The organism is Actinomycetospora sp., assembly GCF_036497245.1.
Lineage (GTDB): Bacteria > Actinomycetota > Actinomycetes > Mycobacteriales > Pseudonocardiaceae > Actinomycetospora.
In genome coordinates, this window is record NZ_DASXJS010000041.1 from 1 (window position 1) to 22,900 (window position 22,900).

24 protein-coding genes are annotated in these 22,900 nt (G+C 71.1%); 10 read left to right on the top strand and 14 right to left on the bottom strand.

The features are described from left to right. Positions 1 to 448 (top strand): DUF8453 domain-containing protein (locus tag VGI02_RS04885; RefSeq protein WP_331626146.1); only part of this gene is annotated, 448 nt, incomplete at its 5' end. A gap of 133 nt (positions 449 to 581) precedes the next feature. Beyond that, positions 582 to 878, top strand: a complete 297-nt coding sequence (locus VGI02_RS04890) for a PASTA domain-containing protein (RefSeq protein WP_331626147.1) — start codon at positions 582 to 584, stop codon at positions 876 to 878. Between the two features lie 36 nt (positions 879 to 914). Here VGI02_RS04890 and VGI02_RS04895 read toward each other — a convergent pair whose 3' ends face one another. Then, entirely contained in the window at positions 915 to 1,232 is a 318-nt protein-coding gene (locus VGI02_RS04895; protein ID WP_331626148.1) for a hypothetical protein, read from the bottom strand. Between the two features lie 422 nt (positions 1,233 to 1,654). Here VGI02_RS04895 and VGI02_RS04900 point away from each other — a divergent pair, with 422 nt between their 5' ends. The 3 genes from VGI02_RS04900 (at position 1,655) to VGI02_RS04910 (ending at position 4,840) form a co-directional block, all read left to right on the top strand. Then, on the top strand, positions 1,655 to 2,506 hold the full coding sequence (locus tag VGI02_RS04900) for a GNAT family N-acetyltransferase (RefSeq protein ID WP_331626149.1): 852 nt from the start codon (positions 1,655 to 1,657) through the stop codon (positions 2,504 to 2,506). Next, a complete protein-coding gene (locus VGI02_RS04905) occupies positions 2,503 to 2,988 on the top strand; it encodes a GNAT family N-acetyltransferase (protein WP_331626150.1) in 486 nt (161 codons plus the stop codon). Before VGI02_RS04900 ends, VGI02_RS04905 begins: the two co-directional genes overlap by 4 nt. Positions 2,989 to 3,313: 325 nt before the next feature. Further along, positions 3,314 to 4,840 (top strand): DUF8692 domain-containing protein, encoded by a 1,527-nt coding sequence (locus VGI02_RS04910; protein ID WP_527249123.1) that lies wholly within the window; start codon positions 3,314 to 3,316, stop codon positions 4,838 to 4,840. A gap of 1 nt (position 4,841) precedes the next feature. Here the strand turns inward: VGI02_RS04910 and VGI02_RS04915 are convergent, their stop codons facing one another. From VGI02_RS04915 to VGI02_RS04935, 5 genes are all read right to left on the bottom strand, one after another. Further along, on the bottom strand, positions 4,842 to 7,169 hold the full coding sequence (locus tag VGI02_RS04915; RefSeq protein ID WP_331626152.1) for a molybdopterin-dependent oxidoreductase: 2,328 nt from the start codon (positions 7,167 to 7,169) through the stop codon (positions 4,842 to 4,844). Next, entirely contained in the window at positions 7,166 to 8,803 is a 1,638-nt protein-coding gene (locus VGI02_RS04920) for a PucR family transcriptional regulator (protein ID WP_331626153.1), read from the bottom strand. The genes VGI02_RS04915 and VGI02_RS04920 overlap by 4 nt, the downstream gene beginning before the upstream one ends. A 5-nt stretch (positions 8,804 to 8,808) precedes the next feature. Further along, positions 8,809 to 9,477, bottom strand: a complete 669-nt coding sequence (locus VGI02_RS04925) for an MEDS domain-containing protein (RefSeq protein ID WP_331626154.1) — start codon at positions 9,475 to 9,477, stop codon at positions 8,809 to 8,811. Between the two features lie 285 nt (positions 9,478 to 9,762). After that, the gene (locus VGI02_RS04930) at positions 9,763 to 10,554 is read right to left on the bottom strand and encodes an SDR family NAD(P)-dependent oxidoreductase (protein WP_331626155.1); all 792 of its coding nucleotides are present in this window, start codon (positions 10,552 to 10,554) and stop codon (positions 9,763 to 9,765) included. Then, positions 10,551 to 11,279 carry an SDR family NAD(P)-dependent oxidoreductase gene (locus VGI02_RS04935; protein ID WP_331626156.1) on the bottom strand — a complete coding sequence of 243 codons (729 nt, stop codon included), beginning with the start codon at positions 11,277 to 11,279 and terminating at the stop codon, positions 10,551 to 10,553. Before VGI02_RS04935 ends, VGI02_RS04930 begins: the two co-directional genes overlap by 4 nt. A gap of 225 nt (positions 11,280 to 11,504) precedes the next feature. On the opposite strand from VGI02_RS04935, the gene VGI02_RS04940 reads away from it, so the two are divergent. Further along, complete coding sequence (locus VGI02_RS04940; protein ID WP_331626157.1) at positions 11,505 to 12,263, top strand: phosphosulfolactate synthase; 759 nt, start codon at positions 11,505 to 11,507, stop codon at positions 12,261 to 12,263. A gap of 28 nt (positions 12,264 to 12,291) precedes the next feature. Here the strand turns inward: VGI02_RS04940 and VGI02_RS04945 are convergent, their stop codons facing one another. Beyond that, the gene (locus VGI02_RS04945; protein WP_331626158.1) at positions 12,292 to 12,756 is read right to left on the bottom strand and encodes a GNAT family N-acetyltransferase; all 465 of its coding nucleotides are present in this window, start codon (positions 12,754 to 12,756) and stop codon (positions 12,292 to 12,294) included. A gap of 178 nt (positions 12,757 to 12,934) precedes the next feature. On the opposite strand from VGI02_RS04945, the gene VGI02_RS04950 reads away from it, so the two are divergent. Continuing rightward, positions 12,935 to 14,041 carry a cobalamin-independent methionine synthase II family protein gene (locus tag VGI02_RS04950; RefSeq protein WP_331626159.1) on the top strand — a complete coding sequence of 369 codons (1,107 nt, stop codon included), beginning with the start codon at positions 12,935 to 12,937 and terminating at the stop codon, positions 14,039 to 14,041. Between the two features lie 42 nt (positions 14,042 to 14,083). Here VGI02_RS04950 and VGI02_RS04955 read toward each other — a convergent pair whose 3' ends face one another. From VGI02_RS04955 to VGI02_RS04975, 5 genes are all read right to left on the bottom strand, one after another. Beyond that, positions 14,084 to 15,700, bottom strand: coding sequence for an FAD-dependent oxidoreductase (locus VGI02_RS04955; RefSeq protein ID WP_331626160.1), 1,617 nt, complete (start codon positions 15,698 to 15,700; stop codon positions 14,084 to 14,086). A 25-nt stretch (positions 15,701 to 15,725) separates the two neighbouring features. Beyond that, positions 15,726 to 16,652, bottom strand: coding sequence for a TIGR03564 family F420-dependent LLM class oxidoreductase (locus VGI02_RS04960; protein ID WP_331626161.1), 927 nt, complete (start codon positions 16,650 to 16,652; stop codon positions 15,726 to 15,728). Between the two features lie 198 nt (positions 16,653 to 16,850). Beyond that, positions 16,851 to 17,405, bottom strand: coding sequence for a hypothetical protein (locus VGI02_RS04965; protein ID WP_331626162.1), 555 nt, complete (start codon positions 17,403 to 17,405; stop codon positions 16,851 to 16,853). 44 nt (positions 17,406 to 17,449) lie between these two features. Beyond that, positions 17,450 to 17,749 (bottom strand): protealysin inhibitor emfourin, encoded by a 300-nt coding sequence (locus tag VGI02_RS04970; RefSeq protein ID WP_331626163.1) that lies wholly within the window; start codon positions 17,747 to 17,749, stop codon positions 17,450 to 17,452. Further along, positions 17,746 to 18,948, bottom strand: coding sequence for a M4 family metallopeptidase (locus VGI02_RS04975; RefSeq protein WP_331626164.1), 1,203 nt, complete (start codon positions 18,946 to 18,948; stop codon positions 17,746 to 17,748). The genes VGI02_RS04970 and VGI02_RS04975 overlap by 4 nt, the downstream gene beginning before the upstream one ends. A gap of 647 nt (positions 18,949 to 19,595) precedes the next feature. Here VGI02_RS04975 and VGI02_RS04980 point away from each other — a divergent pair. Continuing rightward, positions 19,596 to 19,997, top strand: a complete 402-nt coding sequence (locus tag VGI02_RS04980) for an HAD family hydrolase (RefSeq protein WP_331626165.1) — start codon at positions 19,596 to 19,598, stop codon at positions 19,995 to 19,997. 106 nt (positions 19,998 to 20,103) lie between these two features. Here VGI02_RS04980 and VGI02_RS04985 read toward each other — a convergent pair whose 3' ends face one another. Next, positions 20,104 to 20,799, bottom strand: coding sequence for a LysR family substrate-binding domain-containing protein (locus VGI02_RS04985; RefSeq protein WP_331626166.1), 696 nt, complete (start codon positions 20,797 to 20,799; stop codon positions 20,104 to 20,106). Between the two features lie 42 nt (positions 20,800 to 20,841). Here VGI02_RS04985 and VGI02_RS04990 point away from each other — a divergent pair, with 42 nt between their 5' ends. Both VGI02_RS04990 and VGI02_RS04995 read left to right on the top strand, forming a co-directional pair. Further along, positions 20,842 to 21,231 (top strand): DUF5997 family protein, encoded by a 390-nt coding sequence (locus VGI02_RS04990; RefSeq protein WP_331626167.1) that lies wholly within the window; start codon positions 20,842 to 20,844, stop codon positions 21,229 to 21,231. 415 nt (positions 21,232 to 21,646) lie between these two features. Then, entirely contained in the window at positions 21,647 to 22,057 is a 411-nt protein-coding gene (locus VGI02_RS04995) for a hypothetical protein (protein ID WP_331626168.1), read from the top strand. 39 nt (positions 22,058 to 22,096) lie between these two features. Here VGI02_RS04995 and VGI02_RS05000 read toward each other — a convergent pair whose 3' ends face one another. Continuing rightward, positions 22,097 to 22,507, bottom strand: coding sequence for a VOC family protein (locus VGI02_RS05000; protein WP_331626169.1), 411 nt, complete (start codon positions 22,505 to 22,507; stop codon positions 22,097 to 22,099). Positions 22,508 to 22,900: the final 393 nt, after the last annotated feature.

The following is a 22,900-nucleotide window of genomic DNA, read 5'->3' on the forward strand; positions in this document are numbered from 1 at the left end:
CAAGGACATCAGCTTCTCGTTCTCCCGCCCCATCCAGGCCAGCGACGGCGTCGTGATCTCCGAGCTCCCGATCTTCACCGTCGGGCTGACCTCACTCGCACCCGGAGCCCGGCTCACCTGCTACTGGGACGACCTGCACGACCAGATGCAGTTCCTGCGCAGGCAGGGGCTCGAGGGCGAGGACTTCGTCGTCTACGTCGGCTACCGCGACCTGCCCGGCACCGACTACAGCAACAGCTGGGACATCCAGCCGCTGGTCTACAAGGGACTGCGTCAGCCGCCGCATCCCGAGGAGCACAGTCAGGACCAGGCCGGGGAGGGCGGCTCCGTCAGTACCGAGGGCGCGTCCACCATCGAGAACAGCTCGGACGGAGGCGGCGCGCAGGGCTCTCCACCCGAACCGACCGGCGAGCCCGCGACCACCGCTGCCGCGCTCGACCGGACCTGAGTCGGCTGCGCCGTACCGCCGGCCAGTGGCGCCACGAGGTGTACCGGGGACCGCGCCGGGGGTACGTCGTGCGATCCGTCCCGGTGGTCGAGTCGCGGCCGCGAATACGTCACGGTCGACGAAGGAGATGCTGATGGTCGAAGTCCCCGACCGGGTCGCGGGAGAGCGAGCCGCCGACCCCGGGAACGAGAGCAGCGTGGAGAGCGGCCACGACACCCCGGAACCGGACGCGGCGGTCCAGGTGCCCGAGCTGGTGGGGATACCGGCGGCGGAAGCCCACGACCGAGCGCTGGACGCCGGGGTGCTGGCCGTCGCCGAGAACGCCTGGCACACCGGAGGCGGCCGGGCCCACGTCGGTCGCCAGGATCCGGCTCCGGGCACCGAGCTCCGCGCCGGGGCGATCGTCCGGATCTGGATCAGCACCGGCTAGGACGTCTCCCGCCTGGTGCCGGCTACCTGGTATTGCTCACGCGGCACCGAGTCCGTCGTCGATCCAGACCGCGAAGGTGAGGGCACGCTCGCCGCCGAGTGGCGTGAGGGCGTCTCGGACGGTCAGCGCATGCTCGCGCAGCGCCCCCACGGACAGTGTCTGAAGTGCGTGGAGGTCGGCAAGGACCCGGGCGTGCCGAGTCACCCGCTCGACGCCGGCGTCGGTGAGCCCCTCCGCGACGAGATCGGACATGCGATCGAGGACGGATCGCGCCGCGACGCAGAGCCGATCGGTGTCGATCTCGTCGGCGGGCTTCGTGGCGACGTCCCGCTCGGTGCTGAGCTCGGTGGTCATCTCTGGTTCCTCACTGGTCTGCCCGCGTCGCGGGTCGAGGTGACGGGTGCTCGGACGCCGAACCGGCGCGCGGCACTCGGCCACCACCTCGTCGGTGGTCAGCCCTCTCATCCGGGCACCGGGACCGCGACTCGCTGAGCGTGTCGGAACGTCTTGCTCATCCGTGCGCCGAAGGGCCATGCATCCCCCGATGATCCGGTCCTGCCTCGTCGTCCACGAGTGCAGCGATCGGCGGGGTCCGGGCCGTGGCCCCACCCTTACGGACGATCCGCGTGACGTCCACCCGTGAGCGGTTGCTCACTCGCCGTGGGCACGCGGAGCGGACCGCGACATCGCCGTCGAGCACGCCGGGTCGTAGCCGGGGAAAGCGGATGCGCACCTCACTACCGTGGTGGGAAACACGTGCACCGACTGAGGCCCCCATGACCGGCTCGACCCTTCGCACCTCCCTGTTCTGCGATACCGCGCTCGCGGCACGGATCGAACGGGCCGAGGTGGATCTCATCAGCGCGGTGAGCCGCGCGTCCGCGTCCCGCTGCGGAGTCGCGGGGTTCGTCACGCCGCTCGCGAGCGGGGTCGCGAGTTTCGCGGGCGCCGGTTCTCCGTACACCAAGGTCGTCGGGCTCGGGTTCGGCGGCGTGCCGACGTCCGCCGAGCTCGCCGCCATCGAGGAGGCCTACACCGCCCACGGTGTCCCCACCTCGGTCGAGCTGGCCCACCTCGGCGACCCGGACCTCGCGGCTGCGCTCAGCGACCGGGGCTACCGGCTCGAGGGGTTCGAGAACGTCCTCGGGCTGGATCTGACCGTCGCGCACGATCTCGCGGTGCCGGAGGGCATCGAGGTCCGCCGCAGCGGTGACGACGAGTTCGAGCCGTGGCTCCAGGTCGTCGTCGAGGCGTCCATCCACCCCGACACGCAGGGTGTGCCCTGGCACGACGAGTTCCCCGCCGAGGCGATCGAAGCCGCTCAACGCGATTCCGCCGCGGCCGGACTCACCCGCTATGCCGCCTTCCTCGACGGCGTCCTCGCCGGCGGCGCCGAGTTCCGCACGACCGAGGGCATCGCCCAGCTCGCCGGGGCCGGCACGGCACCGGCCCACCGTCGCCGCGGCGTCCAGTCCGCCATGCTCTCCGCCCGGTTGGCCGACGCCCGCGCCGCCGGCTGCGACGTGGCGGTCATCGTCACTCAGCCTGGCTCGAAGTCCCATCAGAACGCACAGCGCAGCGGCTTCGATCTGCTCTACACCCGCGCGACCCTGGTGAGACAGCCGTGACCGATTCTCCGTCGATAGCCCTGTACTCCGGTCCCCGCGCTGGGCTCCGTCGGCTGTTCGAGCTCGCCGAGGACTCCGCGGAGCAGCTGGACTCCTATGTCGAGGAGGGCGACGTTCTCGTCGCCCGCCTCGGCGACGAGCCGGTCGGGCACCTCCAGCTCGTGCCGAGTGGAGATCCCGGCGAGGTCGAGCTGAAGAACATGGCGGTGACGGAGGAGTGGCAGGGGAGCGGCGTCGGCCGTCGGCTCGTGGCCGCCGCGATCGAGCTGGCCCGCTCACGCTCGACGCAGCGGATCACGGTCGCCACCGGGGCCGCCGACACCGGCAACCTGCGCTTCTACCAGCGCGTCGGTTTCCGGATGTGCGCGATCGAGCGGGACGTGTTCGTGCCCGCCAACGGCTATCCGGACGAGATCCTCGTCGACGGGATCGTGCTGCGCGACCGGGTCTGGCTCGACCTCGACCTCGACCATCCCGGCTGAGCCGGGGCACGACCCGCTCGCATCGGACGCCGCCGGGGCGTCGCAAATCGCGACGGCGAGGACTCCCGACGATTCCGGGCAATACGGTCAGAGCGGTGCGATCGGAATGCTCGAGCGATGTGCGGGCGATCCGGGGAAATGCCCGTCGGACATTTTCGGGTCACCCCCTTCTGTCCTGGTCAAGCCTGAGTAGCCTCTCGACGAACAATCGGTGAACGGGGATCGTCGTTCGGGAGGCCTGTCAGTGATGACCCCACGTGGGAACCGGATCGGGCAGGAAACCGACCTCTGGACGAAACGGGACGAAGTCAGCGAATTCGTGAGGATGATGCGTTTCGCCGTCGTTCCGACCGCCGTCGCGATGGCGGTGGTCCTCACCGGCTGGGCCCTGAGCCACCGGTCAGGGGGTCACGCGGTCGCCTTCCTGTTGGGCGACCGGAACACCGGCGACCAGGGATCGGAGTGGTCGGGCTTCTTCAAGTTCGTAAGCTCCGAGGCCCTGCTGGCGACCGTCGGGGTCCTCCTCTTCGCCGTCGGGCTGGCTCACGCGTGGCGTCGGCGCAGGCGCGCCACGCCGCCGAGGCCGACCCGCCACGACGTCGGGATCGCCGTCCTGGTCCTCGTCGTGGTGCTGGACGACCTCTTCGTGCTCCACCACTCCGTCCTCCCGGGGGTCGGTGTCCCCGCGATCGTCGGCACGGTCTGCTACCTGCTCGTCCTCGCCCTGCTGGTGGCGTGCGCCCGGCGACCCATGCACGACGCCGGCGTCCAGCTCGCGTTCCGGGTGGCGATCGCGTGCCTGGCGGTCGCGGCCGTGGTCGTCGCCGTGGCCTCGCACCTCGAGGGAGTGCGCGACCCGGCCGGCGTCCTCGCCAACACGGGCGGCGTCGTGAAGTACCTCGGCTACGCGGCCCTGTGCTGGGTCCTGGTCGTGCGAGCGCGGAGCATCGTCGGTCAGGTCGTGCGCCCGCCGACGGCGGCGACGCCTGCGGTCGGGTCGCCCGGCGCGGGCAACGGGGCAGCGCTCGACGACCCGCTCACCGAGCCGTTCGAGCTCCCGGCCGGGGATCTCTGGGAGATCCGGGGGGAGCTCGGGCAGCTCGGACGGACGATCACGCGGGCCGTGGCGCCTGCCGGGCTCGGGATCGCGGTCTTCCTCGTCGGGTTCGCCGCGACCCACCACGCGATCGAGATCGCGCTCCAGGACCAGGACACCGCCACGGGCGCCTCGGCGTGGTCGGGCCTGTTCACCTTCCTCGGCTGCGGCGCGCTTGTGGTGTCGGTGGGGGTGCTGCTCGGAGCCCTGGACCTGGCGCAGGCCTGGTACCGCCGAGTCGGGCCCGGGCAGGAACGGCGGGTGCTCCACGCCGGCGTCGGGGTCGCGATCCTCGTGCTGCTCATCGCGTTCGACGACATCTTCATGATCCACGACTCGATCCTCCCCAGCTTCCACATCCCGGAGGTCGTCGGTAACGGCTTCTACGTCGTGGTGGGCGGCGCGGTGGTGCTGTGGGTCATGGTGCCGGTGCACCGTCTGGGCCTGCTGCTCTCGATGCTCCTGGGTCTCGTGGGTCTGGCGATCTCGGTCGGCGGCGACAAGCTCGAGGACGTGTTCGAGGTGTCCGACCCGACCCTGTCCCACCTGCTGGGCAACGCCGAGGACATCAGCAAGTTCCTGGGGTACGCCGCCCTCTGCTACGTCCTCGTGGTGTTCGCGCGGGCCGTCGTGAACCAGATCGTGCGTGACCTCCCGGCGTCGCCGACGCCGACGCCGGCGCGGGCACCGGACGTCCCTGACGCGGTGACGGCCGCCCTGTCGGTCGGGCACCCGGGCGCGCACCGGGTGAGCTGACCTACGCCTGGACGTTCGATCGGTCACCGGCTCGCGCTGCTGACCGATCCGGTGGGCTCTCGGCGTCGATGGCGGGAGCCGGACCGCGCCACCGCTCGATCTCGACCAGCACCCGGCTGCCGGCGCAGCCCTGGGAGAGCCGGGAGGACCCGACGTCGCGGGTCAGCACGTTGACGTTGCCCGCCGCGCACAGCACGGGCTCCACGCCCGGGACGGGGGAGAACCACGCACCCGTCGACATCTGCACGACGCCCGGGGAGAGGTCGGCGTCGACGACGACGCCGGCGAGGCACGCGCCGCGGTCGTTGAGGACACGAACCAGGTCGCCGGTCCGCAGTCCGCGTCGCGCGGCGTCATCGGGGTGGATACGGATCGGCTCCCGCCCCGCGACCTTCGACTCCCGGCTGTGCTGCCCGAAATCGAGCTGGCTGTGCAGGCGGGCCGCCGGATTGTTGGCCAGCAGGACGAGCGGATAACGCCGCGCACGGTCGGAGCCCTGCCACTCGAGGGGCTCCAGCCAGGTGGGGTGGCCGGGGCAGTCGGCGTAGCCGAACGAGGCCACGACGGCGGACGACAGCTCGATCCGCCCGCTCGGCGTCGCCAGCGGATGCGCGGCGGGGTCACGCCGGAAGTCGGCCAGCAGAACGCCCGGCGACGGCGCCGGAACGCGCACGTGCCCGTCCGCCCAGAACGTGTCGAAGTCCGGTCGTGCCCCGTCGTGGGCGCGCCAGCCGTCGTAGAGATGACGCAGCCACTCGTGTGCGCTCCGGCCCTCGGTGTACTCCTTCTCCGTCCCGAGGACGGCGGCGAGAGCCGAGAAGGCGGCGTAGTCGTCGCGCGCCTGTTCGTAGGGCGGCGCGCCCGCGTGCATGGCGGTGAGGAAGGGATCGGTGCGCGAGGCCCCGATGTCGTCGCGTTCCAGGGTGACGGTCGCCGGCAGCACGATGTCGGCGTGCCGCGCGGCCGGGGTCCAGTAGGGCTCGTGGACGACGACGGTGGGCACGACGCGCCACGCGGCGCGCAGCCGCGCGAGGTCCTGATGGTGGTGGAACGGGTTGCCGCCGCACCAGTAGACGAGCTCGATGTCGGGATAGCGTCGACGCTCGCCGTTGTAGTCGTACTCCTCGCCGGGGTGCAGCAGCATGTCGGCGATCCGGGCCACCGGGATGCGCTCGCGGACCGGGTTGTGGCCCTGGGGGAGAGTCGGCAGCGTCCCGGTGTGGGCGGGGTGCCCGTTGTCACCGATCGAGCCGTACCCGTGTCCGAAGCCGCCGCCGGGGAGGCCGATCTGACCGAGGAGTGCGGCGAGCAGCACGCCCGCCCAGACGGGCTGTTCGCCGAATTCGGCGCGCTGTACCGAGAAGGTCAGGGTGATCATCGTGCGGCGCGAGGCCATCCGCCGCGCCAGGGCGGTGATCGCGTCGGCGTCGACCCCGCACAGCCCCGACGCCCACCGCGCCGACTTGGGTGTCCCGTCGGACCTGCCGAGCAGGTGGTCGAGGACCTCGTCGCTCCCCGCGCAGTAGGTGGCCAGGAACGTCTCGTCGTGCAGGCCCTCGGTGACCAGCACGTGGCACAGGGCCAGGAGGAACGCGGCGTCGGTCCCCGGCCGCACCGGGAGCCATTCCGACGACACCTCCGCGGGCAGGTCCCGGCGGTCGGGGCCGATCAGCACGAGCTCGATGCCGCGGGCCGCCATGGCGGCGAGATGTCCTTCGGTGGTGTGCTCGGTGACCCCGCCCGGCGCGACGGCCATGTTCTTCGCGGGCACGCCGCCCACGCAGACCATCAGCTCGGTGTGCTCGAGGAGTACCGGCCAGCTGGTCAGTGACCGCAGGATCTCCGGGCCGGCGCCGAGGACGTGGGGCAGGAGGACCTCCGAGGTCCCGGCGCTGTAGGTGTTGACCGACGCGACGTAGCCGCCCAGCGTGTTGAGGAACCGGTGCACCTGGCCCTGGGCGTGGTGGAACCGGCCGGCGCTGGACCACCCGTAGGAGCCGCCGAACACGGCCTCCGGCCCGGGGCCCGAGTACACGCGCCGCAGCTCGCCGGCCAGCCGGTCGATCACCTCGTCCCACTCGACCGGGACGAAGGGCTCGTCGCCCCGTCGCGGGGCCGGTCCGGGCCCGTCGCGCAACCACCCCTCGCGCACCATCGGCCGGGGGATCCGCAGCCGGTGCCGCAGCGACCCGACGAGGTTCGCGAGCAGCGGGGACGGGGCCGGATCGAACGGCGAGGGGTGCACGGCGGTGACGTCGCCACGTTCGATCCCCGGGCTGAAGGCGCCCCAGTGCGAGGTGTGGGAGTGGGAGGGCGGGACCGCGGTCACCGGGGCGCCGTCAGCAGGCCCAACGTGCTCCACGCCCGGGTGGCGAGGTGCAGGTTGAACCAGATGTCGGGGTCGGTGAGGTCGACGTCGGCGATCTGCCGGATGCGCTGGAGCCGGTACTTCAGCGTGCTGCGGTGCACGATCAGTGACTTCGCGGTGATCTCGTAGTTGCCGCCGCGCTCGAGATGGTGGGCCAGGGTGCGGACCAGCTCGGAGCCGCGCCGGGCGTCGTACTCGAGCAACTTGCCGAGCCAGCGTTCGACGAACCGGTCGACCTCGCCGAGGTCCTCGATGCCGACCAGCAGCCGGTACACCCCGAGGTCGTCGAAGCGGATCGCTCCGGCGTCGCGCTCCGAGCGCTCCGGCAGTCGCAGCGCGAGCCTCGCCTGCCGGTAGGACTTCGGGAAGTCGACGACCTTCTCGCAGCGCTCGCCGATGCCCATGCGGGCCCGCCTGTCCCCGAGGTCGCGCACGATCGCGCGGCGCAGGTGTTCCCAGTCGGACTCGGTGTCGGCGAGCAGCACCACCTCGGCGCCCCGGGCCACGAGGAGGGAGCCGGCCGGTTCGTCCCGGGCGGCTCGTCGCACGGCCTGGAACAGGGCGTCGTTGTCACCGGTGCCTTCGGGGCCCTCGACGACGACGACCCGGTGGGGGCGCTGCAGGTCGTAGCCCAGGGCCGTCGCGCGGGCCAGGCCGCTCTGTTCGTCCGTGCCGTTGAGCAGCTCCTCGACGACGTCGCGGCGCAGGCGCAACTTGCTCTCGACGAGGCTCTGGACCCGGGCCAGCTCCATGGCGAGGACCGTCGCTCCGTGCTCGAGGGCCATCAGCTCCTGGTCGCCTGCCCGGTGGTCCGGGTCGACGAGCACGATCACCCCGAGCGTGTCGCCCCGGGGCTGCGCCACCGCCAGCACACGCTCGCCCTCGCGGAGCGGCCGAGCCTCCCGCTTCGCGCGGGCGATCAACCGGTCGCGGCAGGCCGCGGAGTCCTTGGGGTAGGGCGCGGGGCGCAGCGGCCCGGCCCACGCCTGCAGGTTGCCGTACCGGTCCTCGACCGCGACCTGCAGCCCGGTCAGCTCGTGCACCGCCACCGCGATGCCCTCCCGGCCCTCTCCCGAGACGGCGACGGCGGTGAGCCGGGCGTGGATGTCCATGCTGCGCTCCAGGGCACCGACGGTGCCGCGCAACCGGTCGTTGAGCACCGAGAGGGTGGCGGCCGTGGCCTGTTCCTGGGCGTGCAGGCGTTGGTTGGCCAGGGCACCACCGGTCTGCTGGGCCAGGGCCCGGAGGAGGAACTGTTCCTCGTTCGTCGGCTCGCACCCGGACCCGACCACCAGATGGCCGAGGTGGGCGGACTGGCTGCTCAGCGGGAAGGCCCACGCCCACCCGGCGTCGGGGAGCTCGACGGAGCCGCCGGAGGTGCCGACGCGCGCGAGGTGCTCGCCGACCGGAGCCGGGGGCGTCCCGCCCGCCAGTTCGATGGTCACCGTCGTGCACCGGGCCAGGGACCGGGCCGCCGTCGTCGCCAGCACGAGGATCTGGTTCTCGTCGGCTCCCTCGGTCATCAGCTTGCCCAGCACCAGCAGGCTGCGCATGCTCGAGAGCAGTCCGCGCTCGCGCTGTGCGGACGCGGCCAACGCGGTCATGGTGCCGCGCGCACCGAGCCGACCGCGCCGGCGGACGGCGGTAGCGCCGTCCCGGGGTGTCGGTTGAGGTACACGTCGGGCTCGATGTACCAGGGGTTGTCCATCAGCTGCCCGCTGATCAGCACGGCCGGGTGCGTCCGCAGGATGTCCAGCAGGACCTCGCCGTCGGTGAATCGCGCCAGGTCGTAGAGGCAGAGGACGACCTGCGGGTAGCGGGGGAGGAAGTCGTTGAGCCGGGACTCGTAGGTCAGGAGGTCCTCCGGGACGGACAGACCGCTCAGGGCCCACGTCATCTCCCCGACCGCGCGGACGAACCCGAATCCCTCGCCGACCACCGCGCCGCCCACGGCGCTCTCCCAGAACCCGATCATCCGATCGATCGCGAAGAACCCGTCGAGGAGGTAGGTCGACCTGCTGTACAGGGGCTGGAGGTGCCCGCCCGCGAGGTCGGGGTCGGCGGCGCTCTCGGTGGCGAGATCCCGGACCGCGTCGTCGGCGAGGGGGTCGTCGGTGACACAGATGCACTTGTCGCCCGCCCGAAGTCCCTCGCGGAGGTAGGGGACGAGGATCTCGTCGCGCTCCGCGGGCCCGCGGTAGAACGCACAGATGTGATCGCCGGGCGCGAGGCTCACGCCCGGAAGCCCCATCGACATCGATGTCGTCATGTGCGGCTCCCGCGTTCGAACGACCGGCCGTGGCGTCGGACCGCCCGTGCGACCACGGCATCGACGGCCGAAGCGGCGACCACGCTCGCGACGGCCATGCCACCTCCGCCCACGACGGGAGCCCAGTGGTCGGACGCTACGCGCGCCGGCGCCGCGCATCGTCGGCCTCGGCGGACGGAGTGTGAGCCGGCTCTCGTCCCGCCAGGGCGAGAACGTCCGGCCGACGGCGATCGCGCCGTCCCGAGGGGACAGCACCGGATCGCGTCCGATGTCGTCGTGGATCCCTCACTGCGCCGTCATCCCTCCGTCCGACGTGACGATCGAGCCGGTCATGAACGCCGCGTCGTCGCTCGCGAGAAAGGCCGCCAGCGCCCCGATGTCCTCCGGGGTCCCGAGCCGGCCGAGGGGGTACTTCGGCACGGTCGCCGCGATGCCCGCCTCGACGTCGCCGTCACCGCGGGCGCGCAGCATCGGTTCGGTGAGCGGGGTCCGGACCGTCCCCGGGCAGATCGCGTTGACACGGATGCCGTGCGGGGCGAGGTCGACGGCCATCTGACGGGTCAGGGCGACGACAGCGCCCTTCGCCGCGCTGTAGGCCGCCAGGTACTGGACACCGACGAGAGCGGAGACCGAGCCCTGGTTGATGATCGACGCGCCGCGGCCCAGGTGCTCCAGGGCGGCCCGCGAGGTGAGGAACGTGCCTTTGACGTGGACGCCGAACGTGCGGTCCCAGTCCTCCTCGGAGGTGTCGGCCACCGAGCCGAGGCCCATGTTCCCGGCGTTGTTGTAGACCACGTCGAGCCGGCCGAACTCGGCCACCGCGAGGTCGACGGCGGTCTCGATCTCGACGGCACGCCCGACGTCGGCCGAGAGCGCCATCGCGTGGTCCTCGTGCTCTTTCTCGATCATCATCGTGGTCAGCGCGGCGAGCTCCGGCCGGACGTCGAGCACCGCGACCGTCGCGCCCTCGGCGGCGAAGCGCAGCGCCGTGGCCTGTCCGATGCCCGACCCGGCCCCGGTGACCAGGGCGACCTTCCCCTCGAGCCGTCGACCCGGCTCCGTTTCCCCTGACGTCATCGCGCCGTCCACCCTCCGTCGACGACCAGCGCGTGGCCGGTCATGTAGCCCATCCGGCCCGAGGCGAGCACCGAGATCGCGTCGGCGACGTCGTCGGGCTCCGCGATCCGCCCGATCGGGATGTTCGCCTCGACCTGCGCAGCCAGCTCCGGGATGTCGAGTCGCCACTGCGTCATCGGTGTGCGGACGAAGCCGGGACACACCGCGTTCGACCGGATCCCCGCGTGCGCGTAGTCGAGCGCGAGCGACTTCGCGAACATCAGCGCGGCTCCCTTGGAGGCGGTGTAGGCGCACCGGCCGGGGAACGCGACCTCGCCGGCCACCGAGGCCACCGTGATCACGTGTCCCGAGCCCTGCGCGAGCATCACCGGTAGCGCCGCGCGGCTGCACAGGAACGGTCCCCGGGTGTTGGTCGCGAGGACGCGGTCCCAGTCCTCCACCGGCGTCTCGTGGCACACCGTCGCCGCCGGGCTGCCGGAGATTCCGGCGTTGTTGACCAGGACGTCGATCCGGCCGAGCTCGGCGACGATCTCGGTGAACGCCTGCGCGACGGCGGGGGCGTCGGCGACGTCGAGGGCGCGCGCCGTGCCGCCCGGACCGGCGGCCGCGCTCGCGGCGTCACCGTTCATGTCGAGCACCGCGAGCGTGAACCCCTCGGCGAGAAGACGGGCGCACGTCGCGCGCCCGATGCCGGACCCGCCCCCGGTCACCACCGCCACACTCATGCCGCCACCCGTTCGCGTTGAGCCGCCTCCGCGGCCACGGGCGCGCGAAGACCGCCGACAGGCCGGCGGCGCCCGTCCCCGAGGACCACGAGCAGGCCGGCCACCCGACGAAAGCTACGGGGACCTCGGTGGCGGCACACACATCCCGACGCGGCAACACTGGGTGCCCGGTTGGTCCTCCCGGGACGAGGTCACGACGAGGTTGCCGACCGTACATTTCGTCGGGTGTGGGACCGTCCCGATTTCCTGCGGTTGCCTGAGCGGGCAGTCAAGCCGAGATCGGCCGGGGTGACGCACGTGCTGGACAAGGGCACCTCGACGGTCGTCCTCGACGGGATCCTGGCCTCGACCGCCGACCTCGCCGACATCGTGAAGATCGGCTGGGGGATCGGGTACCTCGACCGCTCGCTCAAGCACCGGGTGGCCACCTACCAGCGGGCCGGCCTCCTGGTGAGCCTCGGGGGCACCCTCCTCGAGATCGCAGTGGCCCAGGGCGAGCTCGCCGCGCTCCTGCGGTGGGCCACGGCCAACGGCATCGACGCCGTGGAGGTCTCCGACGGGCTCGGCTGGATGCCCGAAGGGCGGCAGCGGGCTCTGGTCGCGGAACTGTCGGCGGACTTCGTGGTGCTGGCGGAGGTCGGCGTCAAGGACGCCGCCACCCCCGTGGCCGCCGAGGAATGGGCCGAAGAGATGAACGCCGACCTCGCCGCGGGCGCCACCTGGGTCGTCGCCGAGGGACGGGAGTCCGGGACGGTCGGCCTCTACGATCCCGACGGTGCCGTGCGCACGGGCCTCGTCGAGGAACTGGTCGGCGCGGTGCCCGCGGACCGAGTGATCTTCGAGGCGCCGACCAAGGCCCAGCAGGCCTGGTTCGTCCGCCGCTTCGGGGCCGACGTCAATCTCGGCAACATCGCTGTGGACGACATCCTCGCCCTCGAGACGCTTCGCCTGGGACTCCGGGCGGACACAGCCGTCCGGCCCTGACCGACATCCTCGCGCGGATGCGCGGCTCCTAGAGCTGTTTCTCCCCGAAGTAGACCGCGATGTGGTTGCGGTTGTACGGCGGGATCTCCCGGTAGCCGGTGGCCTGGAACAGCACGCGACTGTGCCTCTGCTCCGCGCCGGCGTCGAGGCGGACCACCCGGTAGCCGAGCGTCCGGCCGGCCTGCTCGAGCGCCGCCAGCAGCGCCCGGCCGACTCCCCGCGACCGCGCGTCGGGGACGACGTACATCCGCTTGATCTCGCAGGCGCCGTCCCCCAGCGGTCGCAGACCGCCGATGGCCACCGCACGCTCGCCCTCGTAACCGACCAGGAACGTGCCGGCCGGCGGGACCATCTCGTCCGGCGTGGTCACCGAGCCCGGCCGCGCCGCCCGGCCCGGATACTGCGCGTCGAGGAGCTCGTTGAGCGACGCCATCAGATCGCGGGCCGGGGTCTCGTCCGACCGGCCGGGACGGAACCGTAGGGCCTCGGGCATGGCTGCCATCGTGGCCCGGCGGGTCGCGGCGGGCCCTCGGCCGCACGGGACGAGGTGCCCGTCCCTGCAGGGCCAACAATTCGGCTCCCGTCCCACCCGCGCGGTTACCGTCGACGCACCCACGTCTGTGATCCGTGTCACGACGGCAGGAGACGAGAGTCGATCGAAGGGAATCGCGATGCGCGTCGGCGACCAGGACATCCTCATCCCGACCTCCATGGTCGGTAACTATCCGAATCCCCGGTGGTGGGATGCGGGCCCGGCCCGCACGTGGAGCGGCGATCAGGAACCACCCGATTCGTTCAACCAGGAGTCTTTCCAGGACGCCATGAGTGCGTTGGTCTCCGATCAGGAGCTGGCCGGGCTGGACATCATCACCGACGGCAGGCTGCACGGCGACAACTACGCCGACCAGGCGCTCTACTACTACTACAAGCGGCTCGGTTTCGACCTGAAGGGTGGGTTCCTCGGCTTCCCGATCTACAGTCGGCTGCACGCGGCGACCGCCACGGAGGAGATCCGGCGTCGTGGCGCGATCATGGTCGAACAGGCCCGCGCGCTGAAGCGGTCCACGCGCAAGGCCACCAAGGTCCAGTACACCGGGATCCAGGTGCTGGCCCAGGCCACCAACGACCTGCACTACGACGATCCGCGCGACCGGGCGATGGCCCTCGCGGCGGCGATCAACGAGGACATCCTCGAGGTCGATGCCATGGGCGTCGACTTCATCCAGCTCGACGAGTTCACCTGGCCGTACTTCTTCGAGCCCTGGGCGATCGACGCGTTCAACCGGGCGGTCCAGGGCGTCGCGCACGCGCAGATCATCTGCCACGTCTGCTGGGGGAACTGGGGAGGCACACCGGCCTACATGCCCGACGAGACCGCCCAGGCCGGGGAGATCTTCGATCTGACCGAGCGTCGGGGTGAGGCGCCGTCGGCGACCGCCTCGATCATCCCGAAGGCCTACGAGGGCGCCATGAACGTCCTGAACCTGGAGAATTGTGGGCGCCGCTCCGACGATCTCTCCGGCCTCGACGTGATCAAGAATCACCCGCTGCCGGAGGGAATGATGTTCTGGGCCGGCGTGATCGACGTGAAGTCGACGATCACCGAGACCGCTGAGCAGGTGGCCGACCGGATCCACCGGCTGCTCGAGTACATCCCGGCCGAGCAGCTCGGCGTGACCACCGACTGCGGCCTCATCCTGCTCCAGCGCTACATCGCCATCGACAAGCTGCACGCCCTCGTGGCGGGAACCGAGCTGGTCCGCAAGCAGCTCCGCTGAGGCCCGGGTCGGGCGGGGCCCCCGGCCCGCCCGACCCCTCCCTCACAGGTGGGTCAGGTTCGACTTCCCGGCGCGCAGGCGCGAGAGCTGCACGAAGTGCTCGGGGTTCAGGAACAGCTCGTTCATCCAGCCCAGGTCGTCGACGGTCAGCCCCTCCGGCCGGTGGATGAGATGGTCGAGATACTGGAAGGCGTCCTTGGCCCCGTACCCGCAGTGGTGGGCGCCGAGCACCTTGCGCGTTCTCCCGTCCACCACGAGCTTCTGGAACCCGGAGAGCTTCGGGCGGCTGAACGCGTAGAGCATCGTGCCCTCGGCGCACGGCAGCGGGAGGTGCTGGGTGTCCAGACCCTCGACGTAGGGCGGCATCTGGATGACGATCACCTCGTCGCACACGGCACGGGCCTCGGCCTCGGTGAGTCCGACCCAGCTCACCTCGTAGGTGGTGTGCAGGAAGTCGGGGTACTCCGAGAAGTCGAACTCCAGGTCCTCGCCCATGATGTTGCGCGCCGCCGTCACGCCGGACTTGCGGGCCTTGAACATCTCCATCGGTCCGCCGATCAGGTCGCCGATCGCGTAGACGCCCGGCACCGTGGTCCGCATCCGGTTGTCGACCACGACGCGGCCCGTCGGGCCGACGTCGATCCCCAGCACAGCCTGCGCCTCGGTGGTCTCGGGGCGCTCGCCGAGACCGAGGAAGACCATGTCGGCCTCGATCTCCCGCTCCTCGCCCGAGCTCAGGCGCACCGTGATGCTGCGCACCGATCCGACGGAGCTCGATGGTCCAGCTCCACGTCGCCTCGTGTCCGTCGATCCCTGGACCGACACCGGCTCGGCGCCCTCGAGGATCTCCATGCCCCGCTCGCGCATGCCGCCGACGACGTACTGGCGCAGGTCCTCGTCGACGTGGTGCAGGGAGGCCGAGCGCATCACCGGTGACCGGGACACGATCGTGGTGTCGCAGCCGGTCGCGTGGAAGAAGGAGCCGTACTCCATCGCGACCTTGCTGCCGCCGATCACGACGCACCGGCTCGGCTCGTAGTCGAGCTCCTCGACGACGCTGACGAAGTCGTACACCCCGTGCAGGTTCAGACCCGGGATGTCGGGGGAGACCGGGCGGGCTCCGGTGCCGAGCACCAGGTTCTTCGCCCGGAACGTCCGGCCCGCTGCCACGACGGTGTGGGCGTCGAGGATCGTGGCGCGGGCGTTGAGGACGTAGGAGACGTCGAGCTGTTCCTTGGTCTGCCAGTTCATGAACGCGTGGGCGCTGCCGCGGCCGGCGAGGAACAGCCGCACCAGGTCGAGAATGCTGGCGCGCGAGGCATCGAACTTCGGGAAGAACAGCTCGTCGGAGAACCACCGCATCCGGTCGAGCTCCTCGGCGGCCTCCGAGAACAGGTGGTGGGGCACGCACGCCTGATGCGGGCAGGAGCCGCCCAGGAACGGCCACGCGTCGATGATCAGCGGCCGGCCGCCCATCGCGCTCATGTAGGCGGCGCCGAACCGCCCGCCCGCCCCGCCGCCGACGAAGACCGCGTCGTAGAGCGGATCGGGATCGTCGGGGTCGAGGTTGCAGATCGGCTCGGACTCGGGATCGGCGAGGCTGCGCTCGATGAGGTCGTTCCACTCGGCGAGGTTCAGGTGCCGATCGCGGATGTCCATGTCCCTACCTCCCACATGGCCGTGCTCATGGGCCGGCCAGCGTCGTCAGCAGCGCGCGGGTCCGCCGGATGCTCGCCTCTGGGTCGTCGCCGACCGGGTACACGGCGGGCCACAGCTCGGTGACGCCGAGGTCGGCGTAGCGGGCCAGCTGCGTCGTCACGGCGTCCTCGGTGCCGACGACGGCCAGGTCCCCCACCGAGGCGACGCCCTCGCGCTCGAAGAGACGACGGTAGTTCTCCATCCCGTTGTAGCGCCCGAACGCCTTCTCGGCGGCGGCGCGGGCGGCGTCCGGGTCGTCGGTGACCGCGACGGGGAGGGCGGCGACGACGCGGGGCGCCGGCCGGCCCGCTGCCGCGGTGCGCAGCGTGGGGATGATCGTCGCGTCGAGCGTGCGTGGCCCGGCGAGCCAGGTGACGACCCCGTCGGACAGCTCGCCCGCGGCGCGCACCATCCGCGGCGACAGTGCCCCGACCAGCACCGACACCTCGGAGGTGCCCGGCACGCTGAAGCCGCCGTCCACGCGGTAGTGCTCGCCCGCCACGTGGACCTCCTCGCCCCGCAGCAGGGGCACGAGGATCCCGAGGTACTCCCGCATGTGCCCGGCGGGGCTGGCGTAGGGAATGCCGTGCAGCCCCTCGATCACCGGCCTGTGGGAGACGCCGACGCCGAGGGTCAGCCGCCCGCCGCAGAACACCTGGGCGGTGGCCGCCTGCTGGGCGAGCGCGAGCGGGTGGCGCGGGTAGGTCGGGACGATGCCGACGCCGAGCCCGATACGCGAGGTGACATTGCCTGCCACGGCCAGGGTGGTCAGGGCGTCGTAGGCGCGGGAGAAGTGGACCGACCACGCGGTGGCGTAGCCCTCCTTCTCGGCCTGCTGGGCGTCGGTGACGATCTCGGAGGGGGCGCTGGGACGCGCGAGGACGTCGCCTCCGACGGTCATTCCGATCTGCACGAAAGGAGCATCGGCCATTCCGGTGCCCCGCGACATGTCCGCCGGGGGCGAATCCCCGCGCGGACCCTGCCCCGGGAACACAGGCCGCGGACGAGTGGGGCTTCGGGGACGATTCATCGTGGCCGACGGCCCTCGGTCGAACTCCCGGGCTGCGAAGACCGGTTCCTGCCGGACCCGGAAGAAGATCCAGAAGGCGGGTCAGAGTCGGGTGAGTAGCTCGTCGAGGTTGGTCCGGATACGCGCGACAGGGGCGGCGGTGGGCTCGCGGGCGGCGAACTCCCGACCCTTCTCGCCGTCGAGGAAAGCCGCGGCGGCGAGGGCCGAGTCGCGCAGGTGGTAGCCCGTCTCGAGCCAGAAGCCGTTGCCGTGCGCGTCGAGTTCGATCAATGGCCGGGACCGTGCGAAAAATGCGCCCGCCGCGTAGGTGCGGATCCGGTTGATCGACGAGGCACCGAAGTGGACGTGCTGCATCGCCCGCAGGGGGTCGTCCTCGTAGTGGATGTCGAGGACGATGAAGCCCGAGTCGCTGCCCGGGTCGTAGCCGACGGCCGGGACGTCGACGGCGGTGACGATCTCGAACCACCAGGCGTTGTTGTACTCGACGAAGAACCGCAGCGGCATGCGCGAGTCGTCGGAGAGGGTCGTCTGGAGATAGCCGTCGTCGAGCTCGTAGTGCGCCGGGTCGAACCGCTTCTTGCGGTAGGTCTCGGCGAACTCCTGCATCAAGGCGAGTCGTCCGGCGGTCTCGACCACCCGGCGACGCTAGCACCGGTCCGGTGTCGAACTGCCGACCCGCGTCACGCGTGCTGCTCGATCCACCCGAGCAGATCCGCGAACTGCGGGGACATCGACGAGTCCGTCGCCGCAATGACCTGGGTCTCGCGGCCGTCCTCGACCGTCACCTGATAATGCTGTTCGTCGGGCCACGGGCGCCCGGAGGCGCCCGCGGCCACCGGCCGCTCCGCGGCAGCGCGGACGAGGGCGACGAGCTCCGCATCGAGGGCAGGCGGCAGCGTCGTCGTGTCCAACGCCGCCGGCGGCCGCACCGCGTTGACGGTCGCGGCCAGTCCACCGGCGACGGTCAGGGCAACTCTCATACGCGCACCTTCTTGAGGGCGTTCACCTCCTTGGTCAACGCCTTGATCTGTGTGGTCAGTTCGTCGACCCGGCTCGCCAGCGCGGCCGAGCCGGTGCCGTTCCCGGACACCGCTGCGCCGTTGCTGCGCGCTGCGAACGGGGAGACACCGGTGATCGTGATCTCCACTCCCGCCCACCCGGCGAGAACCGCCTGCTGCTCGGCGCTGTTGGCCCCGCACAGCTGACCGGCTTTCGCGTAGGTCGTGTCCGCGAAGGCCTGGAACGTGGTCGTCGCGCTCGAGGCCTTCAGCGCTTCGTACCAGATCGCGGCGGGTGCGCCCCAGGAGTTCCCTCCGATACCGGTGGCGACGAGGAAGAACGCCTTGTTGGGGATCCCGGAGTTGGTGTGCACCCCGCCGAAGTCGCCACGCTCGGTGTCCGGCAGCTGGACATAGTCACTCATCCTGGCCGGCTGTGGGTCCTTGCCGAGCAGGGGGGAGTTGTAGGCGGTCCCGGGCGCCTTCATCGAGCGGAGCGCATCCGCCCCGACACCCGGAGTGAAGATGTCCGCGCCGATCAGCCAATCCGCCTGCGCGGCCGTCTCCCCGAGTCGCCACTGCTTCACCACCGACCCGAAGACGTCCGAGACGGATTCGTTCAGCGCGCCCGACTGGTTGTGGTACTCGAGGGCGGCCGTGTGCTCGGTGACACCGTGGGTGAGCTCGTGCGCGATGACGTCCAGGGACCCGGTGAAGTCGCTGAAGAGCCGGCCGTCACCGTCTCCGAAGACCATCTCCTGGCCATCCCAGAAGGCATTGTTGAACGCTGTGCCGTAATGGACGTATCCGTTGAGGCGCATCCCCTTGCCGTCGATGGAATCCCGCTTGAGGACATTCAGGTAGAAATCGCGCGTGGCTCCCAGGCCGTCGAACGCCGCATTGACGGAGGCGTCGGCCACGGACAGGTCGTCCTCCGACCGGGCCGTGGTCGCCTGCTCGAGTCTCCGGCGGTGCTGAGCATCGAACACGGTGCGGCGGCCGTTGCCCAACAGGCCGCCGGCACCCGCGATCGAGGCCAGGGTGGAGCGCGTGCCTCGGAGGCGGCTGGACTCCAGGAGGGAGGACAGGGCGGCCTCTCGAATCTCCCGATCGTCGCTCTGCAGCAGGTTCTCGAGGATCTGCGGCGGGAGGATGCAGTTGCAGGGTCGTTTGTTGGTCATGCGAACTCCTTCGCTGATCGGCTGGAGGCAGGCGGGTTTTCCGTCCGAGACGAAGAACCAGCGGCCGCACCGGGCTCAGCCCGACGGATGAATCGAGAGCTCACTGGCCCTGCCCCCCCAATATCGTCTCCGCGCGTGGGGGACGCGACCGGAGGGCGGCCACGCCGGACGCGTGGCTTCGGCCTTTCGATCATGTTGCGACGCTCTACGCCGAGCGCACACGTTCCCCACTCTGTGGATCCGATCTCTGAGTACTCCCGATCGCGCGCTCGGAGAACCGCCGAATGAGTTACGTCGCCGTGCCTGCCGGTCGGGCGAAGCCGGATTGTCGTCGTCCGGGCGGTCGGCGCGATCTCGGCGACAATTCTATCCGACGACACTCCGCATCCGTCCGAACTCGCACCGTGCCACTTTCTCGCGTTCATGATCGATGCCCGTTCGGCCATGACGGTCATCCCTGTCCTGGATTCGTTGACCGGCCCCTCCGGCCGGAGTACGACCAGAACCGGTATCCCGATGGGTCTTGTCCGATCCCTTGATCGGGGGCCGGGTGCGAGGGGGGCCGGGATATGTCGGCGACAGTTGATCGACCGGGAGCGCTGGGCGCCGCTGTCGTCTTCTTCGACATCGGGGACACGTTGGCGTCCGTGCGGATCGACCGCGCCGGGACCGCCATCGAGGACATGGTCGTCCTCCCCGGCGTCGTCGACGCCCTGGAACGCTTTCGCGATGCCGGTGTCGCGCAGGGAACGCTGTCGAACCCCGGGCCCGTGCCCACCGCGGCCGTGGACGCGGCGCTCGACGAGTGCGGGCTGGCACCGTTCCTCGACCCACGACTGCGGGTCTGGGGCCGCAAGGACTCGGCGGCGATCTTCCACCGGGCGATGGACGCGGCCGGCACCGTCACGAGGGCGGCCCGATCCCGAATGGTGTTCGTCGGCGAGGACGCCACCGAACGCTCCGTAGCCCGGTCCGCCGGGTTGCGCGTGTCCCCGAGTCCGGGCCTGGCGGTGCGGGCGCTGCTGGCGCCCGACCGTCGCGGCTGCTGAGGGCCACCCCCCTGGTCCCGATCCCACCGGCCCTACCAGCGACGTCGCTCGGCGCGGCTCGGATAGGTCCCGACGAGGGACGGTCGCCCGTCGTGGTGCCCGGTGGTCACCGACGACGAGCCGTTCGGCGCCCGACAGGTCTCCTCGTCGCGGCGGCGGAGGCGCCCGGTGGCGGGCCGTCTTGACGGCGGGGGGTGCGGGAACTGTTGGCCGTGCGTCCACGGACGATTCCGATGAACTCCTCCATCAGCTCGGTGTTGTCCGCGTCCGGCCAGGTGAGGACGACGCTGGACTGCGGCGCGCCAGCCACCGGTCGGTAAGCGAGGTCCCGACGGTGGTGCAGGCGCGCCAGCGACTGGGGGAGGACCAGCAGGCCGACGCCTGCGGCGACGAGCTCGATCGCCTCGGCCGTCGTCGGGGGATCGGACGCTGCCGCTCGGCCAGGCCTGTCGCCGGGCCAGGGGAGGGTGGCGTCCTGCGGACGGAGGACGATGTCGTCGGCCAGATCGTCGAGCCCGGCCTCGTCGGCCGCGGTGAGCGCGTGCTCTTTCGGTACGACGGCCACGGTGGTCTCGGTGTAGAGCGGGATCGCGTGCAGCCCGGCCCGGTCGATCGGCAGCCGAACCACACCGGCGTCCACCGCACCGGCCCGGATCTGGTCCACCACCTCGTCCGTGGTCGCGCCGAGGAGCTCGAGGGGGACGTCGGGACGACGCTCGGCCCAGATACGCGCCCACTTGCCCGGCGTGACACCCGGGACGTAGCCGAGCCGGAAGGACGCGGTCTCGCCGGGCTCGGTCACCGGCCCAGGCTATCGGCCGGTCGGGCCCGATAATCTGGGCCGATGACGCGGCAGAGGGCGACGCAGACGATGAAGCCCGCGACAGCGGCGAAGAAGCTGGGCGTGCACCTCGACGCGACGCCCGCCGAGTTCCGCGACGGCGTGGTTTCTCGCGACGAGCTCGACGCCCTGCAGTCCGACCCGCCCGCGTGGCTGCGCGAGCTGCGGCGCGACGGCCCGCACCCGCGCCCCGTCGTCGCGGACCGGCTCGGTGTGTCGATCTCCGGTCTGGCCCGGGCCGAGATCACCGAGCCGCTGACCACCGCCCAGATCACGGCGTTGAAGGAAGAGCAGCCGGAGTGGCTGCGCCGCGAGCGCAGCCTCCGCGCCGAGGTGCAGCGCGAGGATGCCCGACTGCGCGCCGAGCGGTCGGGCGGCGGGGGCACCCGGTAGGCGACCGGTCAGGATGTGCTGTGGGCTGACCATCACACGAAAGTGACCTGCACGATCCTTGATCAGTGCGAGGGCGGGCCTCGCTCCGCACATGATGGCCGGCTCGACGTTTCACCTCCCTGGCCAGCTTCCGGTCGGTGGGGCGTGACCGCCACCTATCCCGCCACTATCTGTTCGCGGCGGAGATCCGCGCCGTCATCGGCGACGCGGACCTCGTCCGTGAGGTCCCAGTGAATGGAGTCTGCACGCCGAGGGCCACCTGTCGCCGCACCCAGGCGCACACCTCGGGCGACGCGGCCGGGTCCGGGTCGATCGGCGACGACCTGTGGATCTGCGGCACCACGATGATCGTGGTCAGGAGTGAGCTCGCGTTGCCTCGGCCGCAAGGGCGATCACCCTGTGCCAAAGTGGGTCCGTGCTGGAAGCAGAGCAGGTCGCGCAGGCCTACGCCAGCTGGATCGCGCACGGCGAGCCCGAGTTCCAGGCGATGATGCGGCGCGATCTGCACGACCACGTCAGCGGGCGACGCGGGCCGCAGACCTGGGACATGGTCTGGGGCTGGATCGAATCCAGCTTCGAGGAGCGCAGCGCGGAGCTGCACGGATGGGGCAGGCTCGACGATGGGCGGATCGCGGTGTGGGTGACCCTGCACGGTCGGCACGTCGGCCGCGGGATGCCCTGGCTGGGGGACCGGGCGCCAAGCGGCGCCCAGGTCGCCTGGAAGCAGCTCCACGTCTTCGCCACCGACGGCGAGCACCTCACCGAGCACTGGGCGGTCCGCGACGACCTCAGCGTGATCGAGGCCGTCGACGCTGCGAACGGCTGACGGAGAGGGGTGCCTCGCCTCTTCGTTTCCAGGTCCCGCTCATGTGCCCCCCACGTCGGCTGCCGTCATGCCGGCGGGGTGTCCGGCCGGCCACTGCACGAGCTCGATCCGGTAGCCGTCCGGGTCGGTCAACCAGGACGTCCGCAGCCCCGGTCCGGGTTCGGCCGGCGGTTCGGCCGGGACGCCCCGGGCGGCGAGATCGGTGATCGTCTCGTCGAGGTCGTCGGTCTGGACGACGAGGTGGCTGACGGCGTCGGTGCTGGTCACGGGCCGGGCGGGGTCGTGGACGAGCTCGAGGCTGACGAACGGGTCGTCGGGTAGCTGGAGCATGGCGAGGCTGCCGAACGGGGTGTCGGGGACGCGGCCGAGCTCGGCGTAGCCGAGGGCGGCGTAGAAGGCCAGCGAGCGTTCGAGATCGGTGACGCGGAGTCCGAGATGGAGCATGCGCATGCGCAGCAGCCTACGAACGGACCGACGAGCTCGGTGGCGGCAACTACGACCCGCAGACCGATGGGAATGACGAGAGCAATCCCGGCAGGTAAAGGTCGACCAGCCGATCCTTCGTGCAGCCGCTCGACCAGCACACGACTGGGGCTCGCGCGGCGTACCGGCTGGGAGTCTCCTGGACCCGCTACCACTTGCCTGCTCGAACCGCGGCTTCTTGGCGAAGGCGTTCCCCCTTCACCAGGAACTCTGGCTCAAGGACTCGATGATCGCTATCGCCGTGGTCTACAGGAATAACGACCCGTAGAAGTGGTGCTGAGTCACACCGAAGATCGCTCCGTAGAGCGATGACCTGCAACGAAGGGTGCGCCGTCAGGGACTCGAACCCCGAACCCAGTG

Coding starts and splice junctions, on each gene's coding strand:
- VGI02_RS04935 (WP_331626156.1), bottom strand. CDS start 11,279: ATGAGTGTGGCGGTGGTGACCGGGGGCGGGTCCGGCATCGGGCGCGCG.
- VGI02_RS04895 (WP_331626148.1), bottom strand. CDS start 1,232: ATGACCACCGAGCTCAGCACCGAGCGGGACGTCGCCACGAAGCCCGCC.
- VGI02_RS04930 (WP_331626155.1), bottom strand. CDS start 10,554: ATGACGTCAGGGGAAACGGAGCCGGGTCGACGGCTCGAGGGGAAGGTC.
- VGI02_RS04910 (WP_527249123.1), top strand. CDS start 3,314: ATGATGCGTTTCGCCGTCGTTCCGACCGCCGTCGCGATGGCGGTGGTC.
- VGI02_RS04955 (WP_331626160.1), bottom strand. CDS start 15,700: ATGGACATCCGCGATCGGCACCTGAACCTCGCCGAGTGGAACGACCTC.
- VGI02_RS04890 (WP_331626147.1), top strand. CDS start 582: ATGGTCGAAGTCCCCGACCGGGTCGCGGGAGAGCGAGCCGCCGACCCC.
- VGI02_RS04990 (WP_331626167.1), top strand. CDS start 20,842: ATGACGCGGCAGAGGGCGACGCAGACGATGAAGCCCGCGACAGCGGCG.
- VGI02_RS05000 (WP_331626169.1), bottom strand. CDS start 22,507: ATGCGCATGCTCCATCTCGGACTCCGCGTCACCGATCTCGAACGCTCG.
- VGI02_RS04900 (WP_331626149.1), top strand. CDS start 1,655: ATGACCGGCTCGACCCTTCGCACCTCCCTGTTCTGCGATACCGCGCTC.
- VGI02_RS04945 (WP_331626158.1), bottom strand. CDS start 12,756: ATGCCCGAGGCCCTACGGTTCCGTCCCGGCCGGTCGGACGAGACCCCG.
- VGI02_RS04925 (WP_331626154.1), bottom strand. CDS start 9,477: ATGACGACATCGATGTCGATGGGGCTTCCGGGCGTGAGCCTCGCGCCC.
- VGI02_RS04975 (WP_331626164.1), bottom strand. CDS start 18,948: ATGACCAACAAACGACCCTGCAACTGCATCCTCCCGCCGCAGATCCTC.
- VGI02_RS04970 (WP_331626163.1), bottom strand. CDS start 17,749: ATGAGAGTTGCCCTGACCGTCGCCGGTGGACTGGCCGCGACCGTCAAC.
- VGI02_RS04950 (WP_331626159.1), top strand. CDS start 12,935: ATGCGCGTCGGCGACCAGGACATCCTCATCCCGACCTCCATGGTCGGT.